This is a genomic window from Streptomyces sp. CHD11 (assembly GCF_018638295.1).
Lineage (GTDB): Bacteria > Actinomycetota > Actinomycetes > Streptomycetales > Streptomycetaceae > Streptomyces.
Map to the genome: position 1 here is coordinate 112,392 of NZ_JABTTS010000009.1, position 20,111 is coordinate 132,502.

Genomic DNA, 20,111 nt, shown 5'->3' on the forward strand with positions numbered 1-20,111 from the left:
GGCGCGCCACCTGGAATTCAACCAGGTTCGCGCGCCCCTGCGCAGTGGACGGGTCAGCGGGCCGTGCGGGAGGTGGTGGGCGTGGGCGTCGGTGTCGTGCCGGCGGCGGTGACGAGACCGGGGGCCCTGAGCCCGGCGGACGCGGCCCAGGCGGCCAGCGTGAGCGGCGGGGTGCCGCCCGGCGGGCGTATCAGCGGGGACACCGCCGCAGCGCCGTCACCCGGCAGCAGCGGCGCGCCCGCCATGGTCGGGGCGGCGGGAGTGCTCCCCAGCGTGCCCTGGCCGGCCAGCTGGCCGAGCAGCGGTCCGGTACCCCGGCGCCGGGACTCCGACGGCGTCGTGGCCGGGCCCGCGCCCTGGGTCCGCGCCGGCGTCACATTGCTGCCCTTGCCCGAGCCGCGCGCCTCCGTGTCGACGGGCCCGCTCGCGGTGACCCCGCCCAGCGCGATCGCGGCCAGCGACACCGCCCCGGCGGCGACGAAGGCGAACCGCAGTCCGCGCGAGGAGGGCCGGTCGGCTTCGTGCCGCCCGGGTTCGTGCATCCCGAAGGCGTGACCGCCCGCCGCCGGCGACGGCTCGTGCCGCCGGACGGGCGTGTAGGCGAACTCGAAGCGCTCGCTCCGCCTGCTGGTGAAGGTCCCTGAGGAGCCGAACCGTCCGGAGGCGCCGCCGGGCAGGCCTCCGCCGCCCAGCGGTGACCCGCCGTCGCCGAGGTCGCCTCCGCCCGGCAGCCCCTGGAGGCGGGCCAGGAAGCTCTCGGAGGGCGGCGGTGGGGCCGCCTGGGCGAAGACATTCTTCAGGCGGCGCTGCGCGTCGACTTCCGTCTTGCACTTCGCGCAGGTCGCGACGTGTGCGAGTACGCGCTCACGCGCGTCATGACCGAGCTCTCCGTCCACCAGGGCGGAGAGTCGGTCTCCCAGGTGCTGCTCTGCGAGGTGTCCCTCGGAGGACTTCGGCTGTGTACCGCTCACGCGCTCGCGCCCCCTCCTCCCAGTGCGGGCACACGCGGCACCAGGGAGCGGCGCTCCGCGCGCGCCCTGGGCGAGCGGTGCGCGAGGGCCTTGCGCAGCTGGGACCGGCCGCGGTGGATCCGCGAGCGGACGGTGCCGAGCTTGACGCCCAGGGTGGCCGCGATCTCCTCGTAGGACAGCCCCTCGATGTCGCACAGCACGACGGCCGCGCGGAACTCGGGGGCGAGGGTGTCGAGGGCCTGCTGGACGTCCGCGTCGAAGTGGGCGTCGTTGAAGACCTGTTGCGGTGTGGGCTCCTTGCTGGGCAGCCGCTCCGCCGCGTCGTCGCCGAGCGAGTCGAAACGGATCCGCTGCTTGCGGCGGACCATGTCGAGGAAGAGATTGGTGGTGATGCGGTGCAGCCAGCCCTCGAAGGTCCCCGGGGTGTACGTCGACAGGGAGCGGAAGACGCGGACGAAGACCTCCTGGGTGAGGTCCTCGGCGTCGTGCTGGTTGCCGGTGAGGCGGTAGGCGAGCCGGTAGACCCGGCCGCTGTGCATGCTGACGATCTCCTCCCAGCTGGGCGGAGTCCACGCCTGCCCGTCATCGCCGGAGAAAGTGGCGGTCTGGGCCGGGTCGCCGGCGCGGTCGTGGTCAGCTGCGGTGTCGTTCACGGATTTCGGCCTGCCCGCCGATCCGAGGAAGCGCCGCAGCACTCCTCCGCGATCCACAGGTACAGCCGCACCTCCCCTGTCGGCTCTGGTGGTGTCCAGTGGAGCCCCTACCATAGCCACCTCGCCCGTTAGCTCCGGATAAGCGGTTTTACGAGAAATTGATCTGAGCTGCCACGGCTCGTAGGGCTGCGTCAGCACTTGCTCGGCGTCCCCGTCCACTCCCCACCCCCCGGTCACGGCACACACCACTTGCTCGCCCCTTTAAACGACCGGTCCCATCAGCAGGTTCCCGGCGCCAACGGATACAGTCACGCCCAGGCAACCACGGGGACAGGAGAGGGTCATTACCGCCAACCGGCAGACGAGCTGGGCGTTCGCGGACGCCTATGTCGCCGAGGAGGAGGCGCTGCACTGGGCCCGGGACCGGGCCCGCGAGGCAGGCCTGCGCTCGGTCTCGCCCGGCACGGGCGCGGCCCTGCGGTTGCTCGCCGCCAGCGTGGACGCCAAGGCGGTCGCGGAGATCGGCACCGGGTGCGGGGTCTCCGGAATCCATCTTCTGCACGGCATGCGGCCGGACGGGGTGCTGACCACGGTCGATCAGGAGCCGGAGCACCAGCAGTCCGCCCGTCAGGCGTTCCGTGACGCCGGTTTCGCCGGCAACCGGGCCCGTTTCATCCCGGGCCGCGCGCTGGACGTCCTGCCGCGTCTCGCGGACGCCGGTTACGACCTCGTGTTCTGCGACGGCGACCGGCTGGAGTACCAGGACTATTTCGCCGAATCGTTGCGTCTGCTGCGCCCGGGGGGCCTGGTCGCCTTCGAAGGGGTCTTCGCGAACGGACGCACGGTCGACTCCGGTCCGCAGCCCTCGGAGGTACTGCGGCTGCGCGAGCTGGTGCGGGCCGTCCGCGAGAGCCAGGAGCTGGTGTCCTCGCTGCTGCCGGTGGGAGACGGCCTGCTCTGCGCCGTGAAACGGTGACCGACCGGTGACCTGCCGGGACCGCTGACGCCCTCCGCCGGTACGCACACAGTCGTCCCGGCACCGCGTGCGGCACCGGGACGACTGAAGGGGTATGGTCGCTTGCGCGTCAGCCGACGACCTTCTTGAGGGCGTCGCCGAGCGCGTCGGCCTCGTCCGGGGTCAGCTCGACGACGAGCCGACCGCCGCCTTCGAGCGGAACGCGCATGATGATGCCCCGCCCCTCCTTGGTCACCTCGAGCGGGCCATCACCCGTTCGCGGCTTCATGGCCGCCATGCTCGTTCCCCTTCCTGAAACCCAGCTAAACCGTCTGAGCCGACGGCCCACTGAAGGGCACCTGCGGTCCTTGAAGCAGGACACACGCCACCGGCATCGAACACATTGCTTCCAGGCCATTATCCCGCATCGCAGGACCCGATGACCAACATCAGTTGGCATCGCTTGCGCAACGCGCGCGAGCAAAACCACTCAATTCGGCGATGTGACTGCGATACTGCGCCGCCGCACGCGGCCTGGGCGACAGGAAACGGACCGGATTTGTTTGACGCAGGTCACACGGAGGGCACACGCCACGACCGGTGATCTCCGTCATGCTGTCCTGCAGACGCGGCGTACTCACCGGTACGCCCCGAGCCGCACACGGAGGGATACGCCATGGCCGACACCGTGCTCTACGAGGTGAGCGACGGACTCGCGACGATCACGCTGAACCGCCCCGAGGCGATGAACGCGCTGAACGTCGCGGCGAAGGCCGCCCTCCGGGACGCGGTCCGGGCCGCCGCGGACGACGACGGCGTACGGGCCGTGCTGCTGACGGCGGCCGGTGACCGGGCGTTCTGCGTCGGTCAGGACCTCAAGGAGCACATCGGCCTGCTGACCGAGGACCGGGAGACCGGTTCGGGGCAGACCATGAGCACGGTGCGCGAGCACTACAACCCGATCGTGCGGGCGATCGCCGGAGCCGCGAAGCCCGTGGTCGCGGCGGTGAACGGGGTCGCGGCGGGGGCCGGATTCGGTTTCGCGCTGGCCGCGGACTACCGGATCGTCGCGGAGACGGCGGCGTTCAACACCTCGTTCGCCGGGGTCGCGCTGACCGCGGACTCCGGGGTCTCCTGGACGCTGCCGCGCGTGATCGGCCCCGGGCGCGCCACCGACCTGCTGCTCTTCCCGCGCAACGTCTCCGCGCGGGAGGCGTACGAGCTGGGCATCGCGAACCGTCTGGTCCCGGCGGCGGAGCTGCGCGCGGAGGCGGAGAAGGTGGCGCGGGCGCTGGCGGCGGGGCCGACGGTGGCGTACGCGGCGCTGAAGGAGTCCGTGGCGTACGGGCTGAGCCACTCGCTGAAGGAGGCGCTGGAGAAGGAGGACGAGCTCCAGACCCGGGCGGGCTCCTCGCAGGACCACGCGATCGCGGTGCGGGCGTTCGTCAACAAGGAGAAGCCGCGGTACCTGGGCCGCTGAGCCCGGCTGCCGCTGCCGGGCGGGCCCCGCGAGGAGGCCGCGTCCGCCGGCCTCTCAGCGGCCGGCGGACGCGGCGGTGCGCGCCGCGCAGGTCTCCAGATGGTCGTTCACCAGCCCGCACGCCTGCATCAACGCGTAGGCCGTGGTCGGGCCGACGAAGCGCAGGCCACGCTTCTTCAGGGCCTTGGACAGGGCCGTGGACCCGGGGGTCACCGCGGGGACGTCGGTGAGGACCTTCGGCGCCGGGCGGCCGGCCGGGTCGGGGGCGTGGGACCAGATCAGGGCGTCCAGGTCGCCGGGGGCCCACTCGGCCAGCACGCGCGCGTTGGCGAGTGTCGCGTCGATCTTGGCGCGGTTGCGGATGATGCCGGTGTCGGCCAGCAGGCGCTCGCGGTCGGCGTCGGTGAACTCCGCGACCCCGGCGATCCTGAAGCCGGCGAAGGCGGCGCGGAAGCCGGGGCGGCGCCGCAGGATGGTGATCCAGGACAGGCCGGACTGGAACGCCTCCAGGGTGAGCCGCTCGAAGAGGGCGTCGTCCCCGTGGACCGGCCGGCCCCACTCCTCGTCGTGGTACGTCACATAGTCCGGGGTGGACAGCGCCCACGGGCAGCGCGGCAGGCCGTCCTCGCCCGGGAGGGCCGCCGCTGCGTCGGTCACGGCCGCTCGTCCTCGTGGTGCGGGGCGGGCTGGTGCGGGGACGGGCGTACCGCGGCGGCACGGGCGCCGGCCAGCGCGGACTCCAGGTCGGCGATCCGGGCGTCGCGCTCGGCGAGTTCGGCTCCCAGACGGCCGAGGGCGTCGTCGACGTCGGCCATCCGGTAGCCGCGGGCGGCGAGCGGGAAGCGCAGGCCGTCCACATCCGCGCGGCTGAGCGGGCGGTCGGGCGGGAGGTGGTCCACCAGGCGCTCGGGGCCGGCTTCGGGCAGCGGGCCCTTGTCGCCGCCGCCCACCACGGCGAGGGTCACCGCGGCGACCACGACGGCCAGCGCGACGACCAGGAACAGGAACATAACCATCGCCGGGGCCCCCACGGTCGGACGAGTCGGAGTGCGTGCGCCGGATGCGACCGGAGTACACCGCACGCGGGTCGGAGTCGGATGTGTGGCTCCGATCGTGCCATGCGAGTCTGACACCCGGGGCCGCCGGGCGGACGGAGGCGGCCCTGCGGCCGCCGGGACGGCCCGGAAAACGGACGTAAGAGGAGAGGTCACAGGGGATGCTCAGGCTGGGCAGGCGGGAATTCGCACCGCACGATCGGGTGATCATGGCGATCGTGAACCGTACCCCGGACTCCTTCTACGACCGGGGCGCCACGTTCCGCGACGAGCCGGCGCTCACGCGCGTGGAGCAGGCCGTGGCCGAGGGCGCCGCGATCATCGACATCGGCGGGGTGAAGGCCGGTCCGGGCGAGGAGGTCACCGCCGAGGAGGAGGCACGGCGGACGATCGGCTTCGTCGCCGAGGTGCGGCGGCGCTTCCCGGATGTCGTGATCAGCGTGGACACCTGGCGGCACGAGGTGGGCGAGGCCGCGTGCGAGGCCGGCGCGGACGTCCTGAACGACGCGTGGGGAGGGGTCGATCCGCGGCTGGCGGAGGTCGCCGCGCGGTACGGGGCGGGGCTGGTGTGCACCCACACGGGCGGCTCGCAGCCGCGCACCCGGCCGCACCGGGCGGCGTACGACGACGTCATGGCCGACATCCTCGCGGTGACCGTGGGACTGGCGGAGCGGGCGGTGTCCCTGGGGGTGCCCAGGGAGTCGGTGATGATCGACCCGGGGCACGACTTCGGGAAGAACACGCGGCACAGTCTCGAGGCGACGCGGCGGCTGGGGGAGATGACGGCCACGGGCTGGCCCGTGCTCGTGTCACTGTCCAACAAGGACTTCGTCGGCGAGACGCTGGACCGGCCGGTCAAGGAGCGGGTGGTCGGGACGCTCGCGACGACCGCGGTGTCCGCGTGGCTGGGGGCACGGGTGTACCGGGTGCATGAGGTCGCCGAGACCCGGCAGGTGCTGGACATGGTGTCGTCCATCGCCGGGGAACGGGAGCCGGCCGTGGGGCGGCGGGGGCTGGCGTAGGACGCCGGGGCGCGTCCGCCGGGGCGCGGGGGCCGGGGGGTGAGGGCCGGGGGTGAGGCGGGCTTGTCCGCCCCGCCGCACCTTCCCTTCCCGCCCCTTCCCGCCCCCTGGGGCACTGCCCCCCGGACTCCCGGGCCTCTGCGCACCCGCCGCCCGGCTCGGGCGCCGGGAGGGCACCGTACGGAGGCCGTACGGAGGTCTCTAGCGGCCGGCCTCCTTCGAGACCAGGGCCACCGCCTCCTCGACGTCGTCCGTGAGGTGGAAGAGCAGGAGGTCCTTCTCCGCCGCCTTGCCCTGGGCGATGACCGAGTTGCGGAGCCAGTCGACCAGGCCGCCCCAGTACTCCGTGCCGAACAGGACGATGGGGAACTGGGTGACCTTCTGGGTCTGGACGAGGGTCAGCGCCTCGAAGAGTTCGTCGAGGGTGCCCAGGCCGCCGGGCAGGACCACGAAGCCCTGGGCGTACTTCACGAACATCAGCTTGCGCACGAAGAAGTACCGGAAGTTCAGGCCGATGTCGACGTAGCGGTTCAGCCCCTGCTCGAAGGGGAGCTCGATGCCCAGGCCGACCGACATGCCGTTCGCCTCGAGCGCGCCCTTGTTGGCCGCCTCCATGGCGCCCGGCCCGCCGCCGGTGATCACCGCGAAGCCCGCCTCGACCAGGCCCCGGCCCAGTCGCACCCCGGCCTCGTACTCCGGCGAGTCGGCCGGTGTGCGCGCCGAACCGAAGACGCTGATGGCGGGTGGCAGTTCGGCCAGGGTGCCGAAGCCCTCGATGAACTCCGACTGGATCCGCAGCACCCGCCAGGGGTCGGTGTGCACCCAGTCCGACGGGGCACGCTCGTCGAGCAGCCGCTGGTCAGTGGTGCTCTTCTGCACCTGGTCCCGCCGTCGGAGTACCGGTCCCAGCCGCTTCTCCTCCGGTGGCTGCCGCTTGCCCTCCGGGTTTCCCGTAGCCATGTGCGCTCCCTCCGATTGCCAGGTCGTACCGCCTCAGCGTAGATCTACGCGGGTTACGTACGGGGGACGTCAGCATGTCCACGCGAGAGCGTTCCAAACACCCCGGCGGCCCTGCGGGCTCACGCCGTCAGCCAGGACCGCAGGCGCTCCTCCCCCGCGAGGATCCTGGCGGTGTCCACCCGCTCGTCCCGCTTGTGCGCCAAGTGGGGGTTGCCGGGGCCGTAGTTGACGGCCGGGATGCCCAGGGAGGAGAAGCGGGAGACGTCGGTCCAGCCGTACTTCGGCTGCGGGGTGCCGCCCACCGCCTCGATGAAGGCCGCCGCGGCCGGATGGGACAGGCCGGGAAGTGCCGCGCCGCTGTGGTCGTCGACGACGAAGTCCCCCACACCGCAGTCCGCGAAGACCTCGCGGACATGGGCCAGGGCCTCGTCCTCGGTGCGGTCCGGGGCGTAGCGGAAGTTCACGGTGACCACGCACTCGTCGGGGATGACGTTGCCGGCCACTCCCCCGGAGATTCCGACCGCGTTCAGCCCCTCGCGGTACTCCAGGCCGTCGATGACCGGGTGGCGGGGCTGGTAGGCGGCCAGGCGGGCGAGGATCGGGGCGGCGGCGTGGATCGCGTTGGAGCCCATCCAGCCGCGCGCGGAGTGGGCGCGCTCGCCGGTGGTCCTCAGCAGCACCCGCAGCGTGCCCTGGCAGCCGCCCTCCACCTGGCCGTCGGAGGGTTCGAGCAGCACCGCGAAGTCGCCCTCCAGCCACTCGGGGTGCGCCTCGGCCACGTGCTTGAGGCCGTTGAGATCGGCGGCGACCTCCTCGTTGTCGTAGAAGACGAAGGTCAGGTCGCGGTTGGGGGCGGGGACCGTGGCCGCGAGGCGTAGCTGGACGGCCACGCCCGCCTTCATGTCGCAGGTGCCGCAGCCCCACAGCGTGCCGTCGGCGTCGAGCCGGGAGGGGACGTTCCCCGCGATCGGAACCGTGTCGATGTGACCGGCGAGGATCACCCGCTCCGCGCGCTCCAGCCGGGTACGGGCCACGACGTTGTTGCCGTACCGGTCGACCGTGAGGTGCGGCAGGGCGCGCAGCGCGGACTCGATCGCGTCCGCGAGGGGCTTCTCGGTGCCGCTCTCGGAGGGGAAGTCGACGAGCTGCGCGGTCAGGCGCGCGGCGTCCAGCGTGAGGTCAAGCGGGGTGTCGGCCATGCCGTCGACCCTAACGCGCACGGTGTACGACCCACTGTTCGCACCCGGCTCACATGGAACCGTACTCTCCAGTACCTTGTACGCGTGCCAGAGCCGTCACTTCCTTCACAGCGCACGCGTCGCCGCCGTCTGACCCGTCTGGGCGCGGGCCTGGTGGTGCTGTCCGCGGTCGCCGGATACGTCGCGGTGCAGTACGACACCGGGGGCGCCGTGGGCCCCGGATGCAAGGTCGTCTCCGACAAGGGCGACGGGGCGGCGTACGAGTTCACGCCCGAGATGGCGGCGAACGCGGCGACGATCACCGCCGTGGGCACCGCACGCGATCTGCCCGAGCGGGCCGTGACGATCGCGCTGGCGACCGCTCTGCAGGAGTCGTCGCTGCGCAACATCGACTACGGCGACCGTGACTCGCTCGGTCTGTTCCAGCAGCGTCCCTCGCAGGGCTGGGGCGCACCGAAGGAGATCATGGATCCGTCGTACGCGGCGGACAAGTTCTACGAGCATCTCGAGGAGGTGCCCGGCTACACCCGGCTGCCGCTCACCGTCGCCGCGCAGCGGGTGCAGCGCAGTGGCTTCCCGCAGGCGTACGCCAAACACGAACCGGACGCCGCGCTGCTGGCCGCCGCCCTCACCGGACGCTCGGCGGCGACGCTGACCTGCGAGGGCCGCCCCGGGGCGGCCCGGGCGTCCGGCGCGGACGCGGTACGGGCCGCGCTGGCGCGGGACTTCGGGCGGGATGTGCTGGAGCCTGCGGGTGCGGAGGTGGGCGACCCGGCCGCGTCGTCGTCCCCGCCCGCCGCGGACCCGGCGGACGCGCCGGACGCCGGCGGTCCCGACGGGCGGACCGTGACCCTCCCGGTCGCCGGGGGAACCGGGGCCGGGGCCGGACGGAGCGCCGGGGCGCGGGGCTGGCAGCTGGCGCACTGGGCCGTGGCCAACGCCTCGGAGCTGCGCATACAGCGGGTCTCCTACGCCGGGCGGGAGTGGTCCGCCGGGACCAGCGGCAGCCAGTGGCGGACGGAGGACGGCAAGGGGTCCGCGGACACGGAGGGCCGCGGCGCGGGAGCGGTCCGGATCACGACCGTGCAGTAGTACGGGGGGTCACCCGCAGGTGTCGCGGACGGCCGATCATGCGACGCATTGCCAACTCTTTACATGGTCGCGCCGCAACCTTCCCGGCGGTCGAGCGGTAGTCACGGCGACTCATCGTTCTCATCGTTCTCTGCCGTCGAAGGAGCACCATGTCCCTCCCCCTGACCCGTCGGATCGCCCGTGCCGCGCTGATCGTCGCTGCGGGAGCGGCCGCCGGGGTCGGTGCCGCCGGTTCCGCGAGTGCGGCTCCGCAGCTGCCGGCCGCCCCGAACCTCGGGCTGAGCGCCCTGGACGGCGCGACCGGAGGCACCGTGGACAACGTGGCGAAGGGTGTCGGCAAGACCACGCCCGACACGGACGAGGTGGCGCCGGCCGCGGGCACGACCGTGAAGAAGGCCGTGCCGGTGGTGAAGCAGCTGCCGACGGACTCGCTGGCCAAGGGTGGCGTGCCGGCGGGGAAGAACCTGCCGGTCCAGGGGCTGCCGATCGGCTAGGCGCCTGGCCTGTGCGGCGACCGGGCGGCGGGGTCTGGGGTGTTCCCCAGGCCCCGTCGCCGTCCTGTGTAACGGCCGTCGGCTGGGCCGGGGGTGTTGCGCAGCCCGGCGATCACGGGGTGCCTCCCCCCGCCTATGAGGGTCCCCACCACCCACCCGTGCCGCCCTGGGGGTATCTCCCCCTCCCATGCCTTCGAGGCACTGGGGGAGGCACGATTGCCCGCAGCGGGGCGGGCGTGATCAGTCCCGGCCTGGCCGCAGGCAGTCCGGTCAGGTGGTCAGGCGGTGGGCCGCCGCCTTGACCCGGGAGTCCGTCGCCGTGAGGGCCACCCGGACGAAGCGCGCGCCCGCGGGACCGTAGAAGTCACCGGGGGCCACCAGGATGCCCCGCTCGGCCAGGTGGGCGACCGTGTCCCAGCAGGACTCGTCCCGGGTGGCCCAGAGGTACAGGCTCGCCTCGCTGTGCTCGATGCGGAACCCGTGCGCGACCAGCGCCTCGCGCAGGACCGCCCGCCGCGCCGCGTACCGCTCCCGCTGCACCCGCACATGCTCGTCGTCGCCCAGCGCCGCCACCACCGCCGCCTGCGTCGGCGCGGAGGTCATCATCCCGCCGTGCTTGCGGATCTGCAGCAGCGGTCCGAGCACCGCCGGGTCGCCGGCCAGGAACGCGGCGCGGTAGCCGGCCAGGTTGGACCGCTTGGACAGGGAGTGCACCGAGACGATGCCGTCGTGGGAGCCGCCGTTGACCTCGGGGTGCAGCACCGAGACCGGGTCGGTCTCCCACCCGAGCTCGATGTAGCACTCGTCGGAGAGGACGAGGACGCCGTGCTCGCGGGCCCATGCGACGATCCGGGTCAGCTCCCCCTTGGACAGCACCCGCCCCGTCGGGTTGGACGGGGAGTTCAGCCAGAGGAGCTTCAGGTCCGCCGGGTCCAGCTCGGTCGGATCGTCGTAGGCCACGTACTGGGCGCGGGCGAGCCGGGCGCCGACCTCGTACGTCGGGTAGGCGAGCCGTGGGAAGGCGACCTTGTCGCCGGGGCCGAGCCCGAGCTGGGTGGGCAGCCAGGCGACCAGTTCCTTGGAGCCGACGACCGGCAGGACGTGCCGGTGGGTGATCCCGCGGGCGCCCAGCCGGTGCTCCGTCCAGCGGGTGATCGCGTCACGCAGCTCCGGGGTGCCCCAGACCGTGGGATAGCCCGGGGAGTCCGCGGCGGCGGACAGGGCCTTCCGGATCGGCTCGGGCACGGGATCGACGGGGGTGCCGACCGAGAGGTCGACGATGCCGTCGGGGTGCGCGGCGGCCGTCTTCTTGTACGGCTCCAGCTTGTCCCAGGGGAAGGCGGGCAACCGGTCGGAGACTGCGGACACGGGTACGGGCTCACTTTCTGGTACGGCGAACGCCTCGGCCCCGTACGGCGATCGGGACGGCGATCAGGCCGTACGGGACCGGGCGGCACGTCGGCGCGGGGCCGCTCGCGGGACGGCTACGCCTGCGGCGCCTGCGGCGGCAGCGCGGCGATGAACGGGTGGTCCCGCTCGATCAGACCCAGCTTGCTGGCGCCGCCGGGCGAGCCGAGCTCGTCGAAGAACTCGACGTTCGCCTTGTAGTAGTCCTTCCACTCCTCGGGAGTGTCGTCCTCGTAGAAAATGGCCTCGACCGGGCAGACCGGTTCACAGGCGCCGCAGTCGACGCATTCGTCCGGGTGGATGTACAAGGACCGCTGGCCCTCGTAGATGCAGTCGACCGGGCACTCCTCGATGCACGCCTTGTCCTTCAAGTCGACACAAGGCTGCGCGATGACGTAGGTCACGCTGTCGTTCCTCCTCGATTGGGCGCTGGCGGGCCTCCGTAGGCTCCGCCGCCTGGCGCGCGGGAGCGCGGCGTCGTCGATGCCCGCCCCTAGTATCTCCGTTCCTGGGCATGATCCGAACAGGAGGGGTGAACTGACCTGTGGAAATCTCTGCCGCCGGACGCCTCGAGGTCCGTATCACCACCGCTGACGTGGGCAAACGGGTCTCCGTACGGAGCTTGATCGAACATGGTCCATCAGGTGAGAAGTTCACCGACACGGTCGGCGTTCTCACATCATGGGACAACGGTGTGCTGCGGATCACAAGGAAGAACGGGGAGAGCGTCCATATCGCGGAGTCCGCGCTGGTAGCGGGCAAGGTGGTCCCCTCCGCACCGGCGCGTCGCCGCGGTCCGGCGGCTACGTACGAGGAGCTGGCGCGGGTCGGCGCGCGGGCGTGGCGGCCCGTGGAGAGCGAGCGGCTGGGCGAGTGGGAGCTGCGGGCCGCAGCCGAGAAGGTGCCGCGTGAGGGGGGTCCCCCCGGGCTTCCGGCTCCGGGGGAGCGTCCTCGGGGGGTGGGGGCCGGGCGACGGGTGGGCTTCACGCGCCGGGCCAATTCCGTGCTGCCGCTCGGCGACCCGGGCGTGCCGCTCGACGACGCGCTGACGGCCGTACGCGCCTGGTACGCGGCTCGTGATCTCCCGGCGTACATCCAGACGGCGACCGGCGCGCAGGGGACCCAGGAGCTGCTCTGCGCGGAGCTGGAGCGACGGGGCTGGACGCGGGAGGTCACCGCCGAGGTGTGGACGGGGTCCCTGGCGCCCCTCGCCGACCCGGGCACCGAGCCGTCCGGGGTCGTCCTGTCGCGGGAGGCCGACGAGGCGTGGCTGGCCCGGTACCGGCGCAAGGGTGTGAGCGGGGTGGCCCTGCGGGTGCTGGAAGGGGGATCCCCCCGCTCGGGCGGAGCCGGGAGCGGGGGAGGTCCTTCGGTGTGGTTCGCGACGGTACCGGGCGGCACGGACACGCCCGCCGCCATCGGGCGCTGTGTCGTGGACGGGCGGTGGGCCGGGTTCGCGGCGGTGGAGGTGGACCCGGCGCGGCGGCGCCGGGGACTGGCGACGGCCGTGATGGCGGCGCTGGCCCGGCGGGCGCTGGACGAGGGCGCCTCGGCGGCCTGGCTCCAGGTGGAGGCGGACAACGCGGGGGCGCGGGCGCTGTACGGGCGCCTGGGGTTCGCCGCGCATCACGCGTACCACCACTATCGCGCTCCGGAGGGTGAGGGAACGCCGTGAGCGGGCACGAAACCGGTATGCGCCCACCGTTTCCCCCGCCGGACGGGCGCTCCGCGGAGCTTCGCCGGCGGTTCACCGAGGAGGCCCGCTGCGAGCGGCCCGGCCTGTCCACGCTGTGTCTCCTGATCGGCGCGGAGGCGGACGGCGCGCTGGACGAGGCGGGCATGGACGCCGTCGAGGTGGAGCTGGACCGGATGGCCGGTGAGCTGCCCTACCGGCCGGGCTCACCGCGGGCGTGGGCCTCGGCGCTGCGGGAGCTGCTGGGCGAACGGTACGGATTCCACGGGGCGGCGGAGGACTACCAGCGGCTGGAGTCGTCGCTGCTGCACGAGGTGCTGAGCCGCCGGCGCGGGCTGCCGATCCTGCTGTCGGTGGTGTGGATCGAGGTGGCCCGGCGGGCGGGGGCGCCGGTGTACGGGGTGGCCCTGCCGGGGCACTTCGTCGTCGGGTTCGGGGAGCCGGGCGCGGTGGGCGCGGGACAGGTGCTGGCCGATCCGTTCGACGGGGGGCGGGTGCTGAGCGGCGGGGACGCGGAGCTGCTGGTCGCGGGAGCGACCGGGGTGGCGCTGGACGCGTCGATGCTCGCACCGGCGGGGACGCTGGAGGTGATTCTGCGGATCCTGAACAACGTACGGGCGTGGGCGTCAACGCGTCCGGAGCGCTCGGACGTCTCCCTGCGGGCGGTGGATCTGTCCCTGCTCCTGCCCTCCCACCCGGCGCGGCTGCGGTACGAGCGGGCGCAACTGCTGGTGCAGCGGGGTGAGTTCTCGGCGGGCGCCGGGGAGTTGGAGGCGTACGCGGAGGTGGTGGGCGCGGTCGACGAGGGTGCCGCGGCGCGGGTACGCGGGGAGGCGTTCGCGGCTCGGGCGATGCTGAACTGAGCGTGCGGGGAGGGCGGGCCGTGGACGTCACGCGGCCCGGCGCTCCTGACTCGGGAGCGTGGCGCCGCGGAGGCGCTCCGGGCACACGGCGGAGCGGCGCCGCGCAGGCCCGACACGGGAGAGCGGCGCCTGGGGCTCGGATGACCCCTGCGGCGCCGCTCTCCCGTCGCGTGGCCCGCCGGCCGCGTCAGCTGGGGTCGGTCTCGATGACGGCGACGCGGTCGGTCTTGCTCATCAGTGCCTGGCGGAGTGCCCCGTAGACGTCCTGCGGGGTGACGGCCGTCTTCTTGCCGTTGCCCCGGGTGATGAGGACACCGTCGAACGTCTGGCCGTAGAGCTCCTCCAGGGCCTTCAGGTCGGGCTTGTCGACCAGCTTGTCGTTCACGGCCGCCACGCCCAGGAACTTCCACAGCGACTTCTCGGGACTCATCGGGATCGAGTGCGCCGCGTCGGTCTGCACGGTCACGATGTCCGACATCGCCGGCCCGGCGAACTCCGCCATCATCCGGTCGACCTCGGCCTTGGAGACCTTGGGCTGCTGGGCGGTCGTGGGGACGTTCACCGCGGCGGCGGAGCCGGTCTCCACCTGTGTGCGGTACGCCTCCGTCACCACGCCGGACGCCTTGGCCACGTCGATGCCCTGGCCCGCCTTGGGATACACGGGGACGGCCTTGCCGGACTCGAACCTGATCCCGCCCTCGGTCACCGATCCGGAGCCGCCGGCGGCGTTCTCCAGGGCGGCCTGCAGCTTCTCCTCGTCGACGGGCATCTCCGGCTCGACGACGCGCTGCTGGCCGAAGAGGGAGCCGATCACGTTGACCGGGTTGTAGTCGCTGGTGGCGGCCGCGCCGACGGTGGCGTCGGTGTCGAACTGCAGGCCCGCGTTGTCCGGCTGCAACTCGACGGTCCTGCCGTCGACCGACAGCTTCAGCGGCTTGTCCAGCCGGCCGTCGAGGGCCGCGTCCAGCTTCTTCACGGCGTCGTCGCGGGTGCCGCCGCCGATGTCGACGCCGAGCACCGTGGTGCCCTTGGGCACGTCGGAGCTGTTCATCAGCAGACCGGCCCCGTAGGCGATCCCGAGCACCAGGACGACGCCGGTGCCGAGCAGGGCGAGCTTGTTGCGCCCCTTCTTCTTCGGCGCCTTCGAGGAGCTCGCCGGAGGCGGGGGGACCGGCTCGGGCAGCTTGGGCGCCGTGTGCGGCCGGGCGCCGTTCGCGGCGGGGCCGGGCGCGTCGAAGGACGCGCTCGGCGAGATGACCGGGATGCCGCTGGTGACGGTGTGCCCGGAGACGTTGTCGTGGCGGGGGCCGTGGCCCGGTGCCCCGGGTCCGCCGTGCTGCTGGGGGGTGAGGATCGCGGTGTCGTCGCTGAGGCCGGCGCCGGAGACTCCCGGAGCGACCTGCCGCGCACCGGCGGGACCGGGGCCGCCGGGACCGCTCGGGCCACCGGGCGCGCCGCCGGCCGGCGGGAGCATCGGGCCGCTGCCGGTGACCGGTCCGCCGGTCGGACCGGCGGGGCCGCCCTGCGGTCCACCCGGCCGCCCCTGGTCTCCGTACCCGGGCTGACCGCCCGGACCACCGGGGCCGTCCTCCGCGAAGAACGGCAGGTCGTCACGGCGCGGTTCGCCACCGGAGTGGGCGCCCGGCCGGGTGCTGCCCGCCGGTCCGCCCCCGAGTGCCTCGGTCACATCGAAGGAACCGGTACCGCCGCCGTGTCCGGGGGCGACGGGCCCGCCGGTCACACCGGTTGTGCCGGTGGGGCCGGAACCCGTCGGGCCGCCGGGGCGGGGGCCGCCCGGCGCGCCCATGGACCCGACGACGCCGCCCGGCCGCCCGGCGCCCGGCCGCGCACCACCGGGTGCGGCGGGACCCGCCGGGGCCGGGCCCGAACCCTGCGGACCCGCGGCCCCGTTGTCGGAGGCGCCTCCCTGGCCCCCGTTGCCCGCACCGGACTTGCGCGGCGCGAACCAGTCACTGGCCGGCTTGTCGTCGGCCGCCGGCCTGGCGGGCTGGGACCCCTGCGGGGACCGGGTGGGCAGGGCGGGCTGAGCGGGAGGCTCGACCGCGGGCGGCGTGGGCGCGGGAGCGGGCGAGGGCGAGGGGGCCGGCGTCTCGGCTGCGCCCTTGCCCTCCGCGTCCGTGACGGTCTTGCGCACGACGACCGGCGGAATGGGCCGCGATCCGGGGATGTTGATCCGGATCCGGGTCGTCAGCGTGGTCTCGGTCTTGCGCTCCTCCGGCCGCGCGGCCGGACGGCCCGCGTCCGCGTTCCCGTCCGGAATCGCCGGAATCCCGTAGGGCGGCGTGCCCGACGGATAGGCGGCTCCACCGTGCCCGTTGGGCCCGGAGGACGGAGTGTCAGTTTCACGACTCAAGGCAGGTTCTCCCGGTTGGCTCCGCCGCCCGTCACGACCTCACGGTGGGGGTCCCCCCTGCTCGGGCGAAGCCGAGGGTTCGAGGGAGGCTCGGCGGCGCGCACCACCTTACTGGCCACATCCGGCCGGTACCCCGGTACCGCCGGCGAAACCCGCACCGGACCCGCACTCCCGATCCACAGCGAAGTGGTACGTCACTTCCCAAGTCGGGCAGGGCGGCCGCCCGGTTGCCTCCCACCGCCAAGGGTGGCGCACATCACAGCCACACCGATACCGCCGAGCAGGAAGAGATACGATCCGGCCCCGGCGGCGAACAGGAAGTCACCTTCCGGACGGCTGGCCGTGAGCAGGACGACGACCGCCACCCACCCGACGGCGACCGCCACCCCACCGGCCCGGCCGCGCATCAACCGCGCCGCCCCCAGGACGAGTCCGGCCTCACCGGCGAGCGCCAGCAGCAGCCCGCCCGGAAACCAACCGGGCTGCACCAGCGCCCCGGCCACCCCGGCGAGCGCGCCGAGGACCAGCAGCCCCAGGCAGGCAGCGGCCCGCCCGGCGGAGGGCACCCGCAGCGGCTGCGCCAGCGCGGGCGCCCTTTCCCCGCTCACAGCGTCTCCCCCGCCCCGGCTCCGGCTCCGGCTCCGGCGAACAGATCACTTTCCCGGCCTTCGGGACGTTCCCCGCGTGCCAACTCGTAGTACTCGGTGGTGAAGAGCGGCTGCGCCAGCTCGTTCGACAGCACGAAGTACCGTTCGGCGACGGTGATCTGGGTGGCGTGCGCCCGCATGGCGGCGGCCTTGGCGGCGGCGTACGCGGTGCCGTCGACCGCGGTGGTGATCCGCTCGTCGTCGACCACACCCGGTACGTCGTCCAGGACGCCCGCCTTGTCGAAGGGCAGCCGGTCCAACTCCTTGTCCAACCGGGCGAAGGCCTCCTCGCCCACGGACCGGGGAACCCGGTTCCAGTACACCTTGGGGATGTCCCACCCGGCCTCGGCGGCGATCTCCACCGCGCGCATGGCCACACGGTGGGTCTGGATGTGGTCGGGGTGCCCGTATCCCCCGTTCTCGTCGTACGTGACGAGTACCTGCGGCCGCACCTCCAGGATCACCTCGGCGAGCAGCCCCGCCGCCTGATCCACCTCGGCCCGCCAGAAGCAGCCGGGGTCGTCGTTGTCGGGCAGCCCCATCATCCCGGAGTCGCAGTACCGCCCGGCCCCGCCGAGCAGCCGGACGTCCGTGACCCCGAGGGCCCGCATGGCCTCCTTCAGCTCCCCTAGCCGGTGCCCGCCGAGGGCGGCCCCGCTCAGATGCCGCAGCCCGGGGGGAATGACCTCGCCCCGCTCACCGAGGGTGCAGGTGACAAGCGTCACATGAGCGCCCTCTGCGGCGTACCGGGCCATGGTCGCGCCGTTGTTGATCGACTCGTCGTCCGGGTGGGCGTGCACCAGCATCAGACGCCGGGAGCGCATTTCCGTCATGGGATCACCTTATGAGGTCGCCGGCCGTCGCTCTGTCGCACGCCGAACCGTCATCCCTCGCCGTCGAGCACATGGGCGACGGCCAGGGCGGTCCGTTCGATCCAGTCGATGGCGTCCGTCACCTCGGCCTCGTCGATCGGACGACGCTGCTCGAGGTCGCCGTCGATCAGGTCGGCGTCATGGGCGATTTTGTTGCGACGCTGCGTGATCTCCAGATATCGGACACGGAGCTTCTTCTCGTTGACTGTGGTGCGTCAATCCATGCCAAGCTCGGCGACCTCGCCGCCGCCGAGGAACACCTCCGCCTCGCTCCCGACATCCACGGCCTCGACCGCAAGAGGACCCGCGCGATCGTGCTCGCCGACCTCGGCCATGTCCAGCTCAAGCGCGGCAACACCGAGACCGCCTTGGCCGCCTGGACCGAGTTCCTGAGCTGCGCCGACGGCGTGCAGTCCGTCCGCATCAACGACGGTCTCACCAACATCACCGCCCGCCTGGCCTCCGTCCCCGACAGCCCGGCCGCCGCCGAACTCGGCGAGCGCATCGCCGCCCGCGCGTGAGGCGCTCATGATCACCTCCCGGGAGACCGACGGCCCCCGCCCGCTGTCATGCGGAACGAAGGTGCGAAGTCGCGCAGGGCGCGGCCCCTGTTCGCGTTCCCGCTAGGGACTTTCCTTGGGGCCGGTTCGGCAGTCGCGGCAGAGGCCGGGCTCCGAGGCGTGGAAGCCACGGTCGCAACCGTCGCAGTTCTGCATCGGGAGCCTTGGCCGTACGGGCGGCAGGTCGGCGATCGGCTCGCGGTACGGAGCCGGGGGCGGGAGCTGGGCGGCGAGACGGTGGGCCAAGAAGGCGGCGGGACGGCGTACGCCCTCGCGCGGCAGGTCGGCGGTCAGGGCGCGGCGTACGGCCTCGGGCGTGACGTCCCGCTCCAGCCAGGCGGCGACGCCGGGGGTCAGGTGGGCCGCGTCGGAGGCGGAGAGGAGCATCTCTGGGCTGTGGCGGCGGAGGTCCGCGAGGAGGTCGGCGGCGGCCTGGAACAGCGCGGGCACATGGCACTCGGGGCGCGGTACGGCGGGGAGCGGTGTGCGGGCGGGCGGCTTCTCACACGCTCCCTGGGGCTCGCGCTCTGCGCAGGGCTCCGATGCCGCTGGACGTTCCGGGCGGTTGACGGGCCGGGCAGGGGGCTCGGGGCGGGGAGAGGGCGCGGGGTGGGTGCGGGCCGTCGCCGGCTGGTTGCAGGAGACCGTGCGGCTGACGATACGGCCGGTGGGCGTGCGGTGGCGGTCGCGGCGCAGGTATCCGTGACACTCCAGCTCGCGCAGGGCGGCGGCGATACGGGTGGCTCCCTCGGGGAACCGGGCGGTGAGGCTCTTGATGTCGGCCGGGGCGCCCTGTGGCAGCGACTGAAGGTGTGTGCCGAGCCCGATGGCGAGGAGCGAGAGCTCCCGGTGCTGGGCCAGGTGGTTGCCGATCACCGTGAAGCGGGCGGTGTGGCGGGAGTTGTCGTGCTGGAGCCCGTTGGTGGTGGTGCGGTGAATTCGGTTCGGGTGGTTGTTGCCCGTGGGGCGGGCCTGGGCGCGCGGGGGCGCGCTAGGGTGCTGGGTACCCATCAGGAAGCTCTCTTCTTCCTCGGTGGTCAGGCCCTCGCATTGGGATTGCAGGTCCCGGCGGGGGCCGACTCATGTCTGCCGTTGCGTGGTGGTGCGTTGGGCTGAGCGTCCGGCCTGCGAGGTCCGAAAATCCAGCCGAAGCGGAGATGTTCACCCGCCCGAGTGAGTACGGCCACGGGCGGGAGGGTCGGGTTTGGTGGGGTGCTTTCCCCCAGAGTTCTTTGTCTTTTAGCCGTCGCCGTCACCGGAGCGCGAGGATGCGGGTTCCGGTGGTGAAAACCTCAGTTCGGCCCAGACGGTCTTGCGGGGGAACCATCCCTCGGTCACGCCCCAGCGGTCGGCCAGCGCCTCCACGAGCAGTAGGCCCCGGCCCGACTCGGCTGCCGGGTCCGGCACTTGCGGATCGGGCATCCGGTCACCGCGTGTGTCCGTGACCTCGATGCGGAGCGTGCCGCCGATCACGTAGAGCGTGAGCCGGAAGCTGCGGCCGGGGAGCCGGCCGTGGGTGGCCACGTTGGCTGCCAGCTCCGCGATGACGTGGCTCGCCCGCTCGTGCGGGAGCCCCCAGTTCCGGAGCGTGTCCACGGCGAGCAGGCGGGCGAGGCGGGCTCCCCGCGGGGTGGACGACAGCAGCACGGTGAAGTTGCGGACGGTGCCGTCGGGTCCGGGTCGCGTCCCGTGCTCGGCAGTTCCCTGAGTTTGCTGATTCACATCACCGAGCGTGGCCGACCGGACATACTGAGAAGCGTAATTGAGCAGTTACGTAGAGCTACGGTCCAAGGTTCAAAGGGCCTTGTCCAGAG

Annotated in this window: 22 protein-coding genes; 8 read left to right on the forward strand and 14 right to left on the reverse strand. The window is 73.0% G+C overall.

Going from position 1 to position 20,111, the window contains the following annotated elements:
- Positions 1 to 53 precede the first annotated feature (53 nt).
- The gene (locus tag HTV45_RS11215; RefSeq protein WP_215205545.1) at positions 54 to 971 is read right to left on the reverse strand and encodes an anti-sigma factor; all 918 of its coding nucleotides are present in this window, start codon (positions 969 to 971) and stop codon (positions 54 to 56) included.
- Positions 968 to 1,624: an RNA polymerase sigma factor SigE gene (gene sigE, locus HTV45_RS11220; RefSeq protein WP_215205546.1), complete on the reverse strand. Its 657-nt coding sequence runs from the start codon at positions 1,622 to 1,624 to the stop codon at positions 968 to 970. Before sigE ends, HTV45_RS11215 begins: the two co-directional genes overlap by 4 nt.
- A 277-nt stretch (positions 1,625 to 1,901) precedes the next feature.
- On the opposite strand from sigE, the gene HTV45_RS11225 reads away from it, so the two are divergent.
- Complete coding sequence (locus HTV45_RS11225; protein WP_308309515.1) at positions 1,902 to 2,600, forward strand: O-methyltransferase; 699 nt, start codon at positions 1,902 to 1,904, stop codon at positions 2,598 to 2,600.
- A 109-nt stretch (positions 2,601 to 2,709) separates the two neighbouring features.
- Here the strand turns inward: HTV45_RS11225 and HTV45_RS11230 are convergent, their stop codons facing one another.
- Positions 2,710 to 2,877, reverse strand: a complete 168-nt coding sequence (locus HTV45_RS11230) for a DUF3117 domain-containing protein (protein WP_190082095.1) — start codon at positions 2,875 to 2,877, stop codon at positions 2,710 to 2,712.
- Positions 2,878 to 3,255: 378 nt separating this feature from the next.
- On the opposite strand from HTV45_RS11230, the gene HTV45_RS11235 reads away from it, so the two are divergent.
- Positions 3,256 to 4,059 carry an enoyl-CoA hydratase/isomerase family protein gene (locus HTV45_RS11235; RefSeq protein ID WP_215205547.1) on the forward strand — a complete coding sequence of 268 codons (804 nt, stop codon included), beginning with the start codon at positions 3,256 to 3,258 and terminating at the stop codon, positions 4,057 to 4,059.
- Between the two features lie 54 nt (positions 4,060 to 4,113).
- On the opposite strand, the gene HTV45_RS11240 is transcribed toward HTV45_RS11235, so the two are convergent.
- Entirely contained in the window at positions 4,114 to 4,716 is a 603-nt protein-coding gene (locus HTV45_RS11240; RefSeq protein WP_215205548.1) for a DNA-3-methyladenine glycosylase I, read from the reverse strand.
- Positions 4,713 to 5,075 carry a DivIVA domain-containing protein gene (locus tag HTV45_RS11245; RefSeq protein WP_215205549.1) on the reverse strand — a complete coding sequence of 121 codons (363 nt, stop codon included), beginning with the start codon at positions 5,073 to 5,075 and terminating at the stop codon, positions 4,713 to 4,715. Before HTV45_RS11245 ends, HTV45_RS11240 begins: the two co-directional genes overlap by 4 nt.
- 200 nt (positions 5,076 to 5,275) lie before the next feature.
- On the opposite strand from HTV45_RS11245, the gene folP reads away from it, so the two are divergent.
- Positions 5,276 to 6,136: a dihydropteroate synthase gene (gene folP / locus HTV45_RS11250; RefSeq protein ID WP_215205550.1), complete on the forward strand. Its 861-nt coding sequence runs from the start codon at positions 5,276 to 5,278 to the stop codon at positions 6,134 to 6,136.
- A 201-nt stretch (positions 6,137 to 6,337) separates the two neighbouring features.
- Here folP and HTV45_RS11255 read toward each other — a convergent pair whose 3' ends face one another.
- Together HTV45_RS11255 and dapE are read right to left on the reverse strand one after the other, a co-directional pair.
- Complete coding sequence (locus HTV45_RS11255; RefSeq protein WP_215205551.1) at positions 6,338 to 7,096, reverse strand: TIGR00730 family Rossman fold protein; 759 nt, start codon at positions 7,094 to 7,096, stop codon at positions 6,338 to 6,340.
- 119 nt (positions 7,097 to 7,215) lie between these two features.
- A complete protein-coding gene (dapE, locus tag HTV45_RS11260) occupies positions 7,216 to 8,295 on the reverse strand; it encodes a succinyl-diaminopimelate desuccinylase (protein WP_215205552.1) in 1,080 nt (359 codons plus the stop codon).
- Positions 8,296 to 8,379: 84 nt separating this feature from the next.
- Between dapE and HTV45_RS11265 the strand changes: the two genes are divergently transcribed.
- Both HTV45_RS11265 and HTV45_RS11270 read left to right on the forward strand, forming a co-directional pair.
- Positions 8,380 to 9,387, forward strand: a complete 1,008-nt coding sequence (locus HTV45_RS11265) for a heavy metal transporter (RefSeq protein WP_215205553.1) — start codon at positions 8,380 to 8,382, stop codon at positions 9,385 to 9,387.
- A gap of 149 nt (positions 9,388 to 9,536) precedes the next feature.
- The gene (locus tag HTV45_RS11270) at positions 9,537 to 9,881 is read left to right on the forward strand and encodes an ATP-binding protein (protein ID WP_215205554.1); all 345 of its coding nucleotides are present in this window, start codon (positions 9,537 to 9,539) and stop codon (positions 9,879 to 9,881) included.
- Positions 9,882 to 10,151: 270 nt separating this feature from the next.
- Here HTV45_RS11270 and HTV45_RS11275 read toward each other — a convergent pair whose 3' ends face one another.
- Both HTV45_RS11275 and fdxA read right to left on the reverse strand, forming a co-directional pair.
- Positions 10,152 to 11,249, reverse strand: a complete 1,098-nt coding sequence (locus tag HTV45_RS11275; RefSeq protein WP_215205555.1) for a bifunctional succinyldiaminopimelate transaminase/glutamate-prephenate aminotransferase — start codon at positions 11,247 to 11,249, stop codon at positions 10,152 to 10,154.
- A 116-nt stretch (positions 11,250 to 11,365) separates the two neighbouring features.
- The gene (fdxA, locus tag HTV45_RS11280) at positions 11,366 to 11,692 is read right to left on the reverse strand and encodes a ferredoxin (protein ID WP_215205556.1); all 327 of its coding nucleotides are present in this window, start codon (positions 11,690 to 11,692) and stop codon (positions 11,366 to 11,368) included.
- Positions 11,693 to 11,832: 140 nt separating this feature from the next.
- On the opposite strand from fdxA, the gene HTV45_RS11285 reads away from it, so the two are divergent.
- A complete protein-coding gene (locus tag HTV45_RS11285; protein ID WP_215205557.1) occupies positions 11,833 to 12,963 on the forward strand; it encodes a GNAT family N-acetyltransferase in 1,131 nt (376 codons plus the stop codon).
- A gap of 17 nt (positions 12,964 to 12,980) precedes the next feature.
- A complete protein-coding gene (locus HTV45_RS11290; RefSeq protein ID WP_215205558.1) occupies positions 12,981 to 13,844 on the forward strand; it encodes a transglutaminase-like domain-containing protein in 864 nt (287 codons plus the stop codon).
- Between the two features lie 187 nt (positions 13,845 to 14,031).
- Here the strand turns inward: HTV45_RS11290 and HTV45_RS11295 are convergent, their stop codons facing one another.
- The 3 genes from HTV45_RS11295 to mshB form a co-directional block, all read right to left on the reverse strand.
- Positions 14,032 to 16,218 carry a hypothetical protein gene (locus tag HTV45_RS11295; protein ID WP_215205559.1) on the reverse strand — a complete coding sequence of 729 codons (2,187 nt, stop codon included), beginning with the start codon at positions 16,216 to 16,218 and terminating at the stop codon, positions 14,032 to 14,034.
- Between the two features lie 194 nt (positions 16,219 to 16,412).
- Positions 16,413 to 16,826, reverse strand: a complete 414-nt coding sequence (locus HTV45_RS11300; RefSeq protein WP_215205560.1) for a DUF6113 family protein — start codon at positions 16,824 to 16,826, stop codon at positions 16,413 to 16,415.
- Positions 16,823 to 17,698: an N-acetyl-1-D-myo-inositol-2-amino-2-deoxy-alpha-D-glucopyranoside deacetylase gene (gene mshB / locus HTV45_RS11305; RefSeq protein WP_215205561.1), complete on the reverse strand. Its 876-nt coding sequence runs from the start codon at positions 17,696 to 17,698 to the stop codon at positions 16,823 to 16,825. Before mshB ends, HTV45_RS11300 begins: the two co-directional genes overlap by 4 nt.
- A 71-nt stretch (positions 17,699 to 17,769) precedes the next feature.
- Between mshB and HTV45_RS34215 the strand changes: the two genes are divergently transcribed.
- A complete protein-coding gene (locus HTV45_RS34215) occupies positions 17,770 to 18,258 on the forward strand; it encodes a hypothetical protein (protein WP_251691912.1) in 489 nt (162 codons plus the stop codon).
- 102 nt (positions 18,259 to 18,360) lie between these two features.
- On the opposite strand, the gene HTV45_RS11315 is transcribed toward HTV45_RS34215, so the two are convergent.
- The gene (locus tag HTV45_RS11315; RefSeq protein WP_215205562.1) at positions 18,361 to 19,308 is read right to left on the reverse strand and encodes a helix-turn-helix domain-containing protein; all 948 of its coding nucleotides are present in this window, start codon (positions 19,306 to 19,308) and stop codon (positions 18,361 to 18,363) included.
- A gap of 228 nt (positions 19,309 to 19,536) precedes the next feature.
- Positions 19,537 to 20,019 (reverse strand): ATP-binding protein, encoded by a 483-nt coding sequence (locus tag HTV45_RS11320; RefSeq protein ID WP_215205563.1) that lies wholly within the window; start codon positions 20,017 to 20,019, stop codon positions 19,537 to 19,539.
- Between the last annotated feature and the right edge of the window lie 92 nt (positions 20,020 to 20,111).

Bases quoted from the DNA above. Each gene is read 5' to 3' on its own strand.
- HTV45_RS11230 (WP_190082095.1), bottom strand. From the start codon at position 2,877: ATGGCGGCCATGAAGCCGCGAACGGGTGATGGCCCGCTCGAGGTGACC.
- HTV45_RS11235 (WP_215205547.1), top strand. From the start codon at position 3,256: ATGGCCGACACCGTGCTCTACGAGGTGAGCGACGGACTCGCGACGATC.
- HTV45_RS11245 (WP_215205549.1), bottom strand. From the start codon at position 5,075: ATGGTTATGTTCCTGTTCCTGGTCGTCGCGCTGGCCGTCGTGGTCGCC.
- folP (WP_215205550.1), top strand. From the start codon at position 5,276: ATGCTCAGGCTGGGCAGGCGGGAATTCGCACCGCACGATCGGGTGATC.
- HTV45_RS11255 (WP_215205551.1), bottom strand. From the start codon at position 7,096: ATGGCTACGGGAAACCCGGAGGGCAAGCGGCAGCCACCGGAGGAGAAG.
- dapE (WP_215205552.1), bottom strand. From the start codon at position 8,295: ATGGCCGACACCCCGCTTGACCTCACGCTGGACGCCGCGCGCCTGACC.
- HTV45_RS11270 (WP_215205554.1), top strand. From the start codon at position 9,537: ATGTCCCTCCCCCTGACCCGTCGGATCGCCCGTGCCGCGCTGATCGTC.
- HTV45_RS11290 (WP_215205558.1), top strand. From the start codon at position 12,981: ATGCGCCCACCGTTTCCCCCGCCGGACGGGCGCTCCGCGGAGCTTCGC.
- mshB (WP_215205561.1), bottom strand. From the start codon at position 17,698: ATGACGGAAATGCGCTCCCGGCGTCTGATGCTGGTGCACGCCCACCCG.
- HTV45_RS34215 (WP_251691912.1), top strand. From the start codon at position 17,770: ATGGGCGACGGCCAGGGCGGTCCGTTCGATCCAGTCGATGGCGTCCGT.
- HTV45_RS11315 (WP_215205562.1), bottom strand. From the start codon at position 19,308: ATGGGTACCCAGCACCCTAGCGCGCCCCCGCGCGCCCAGGCCCGCCCC.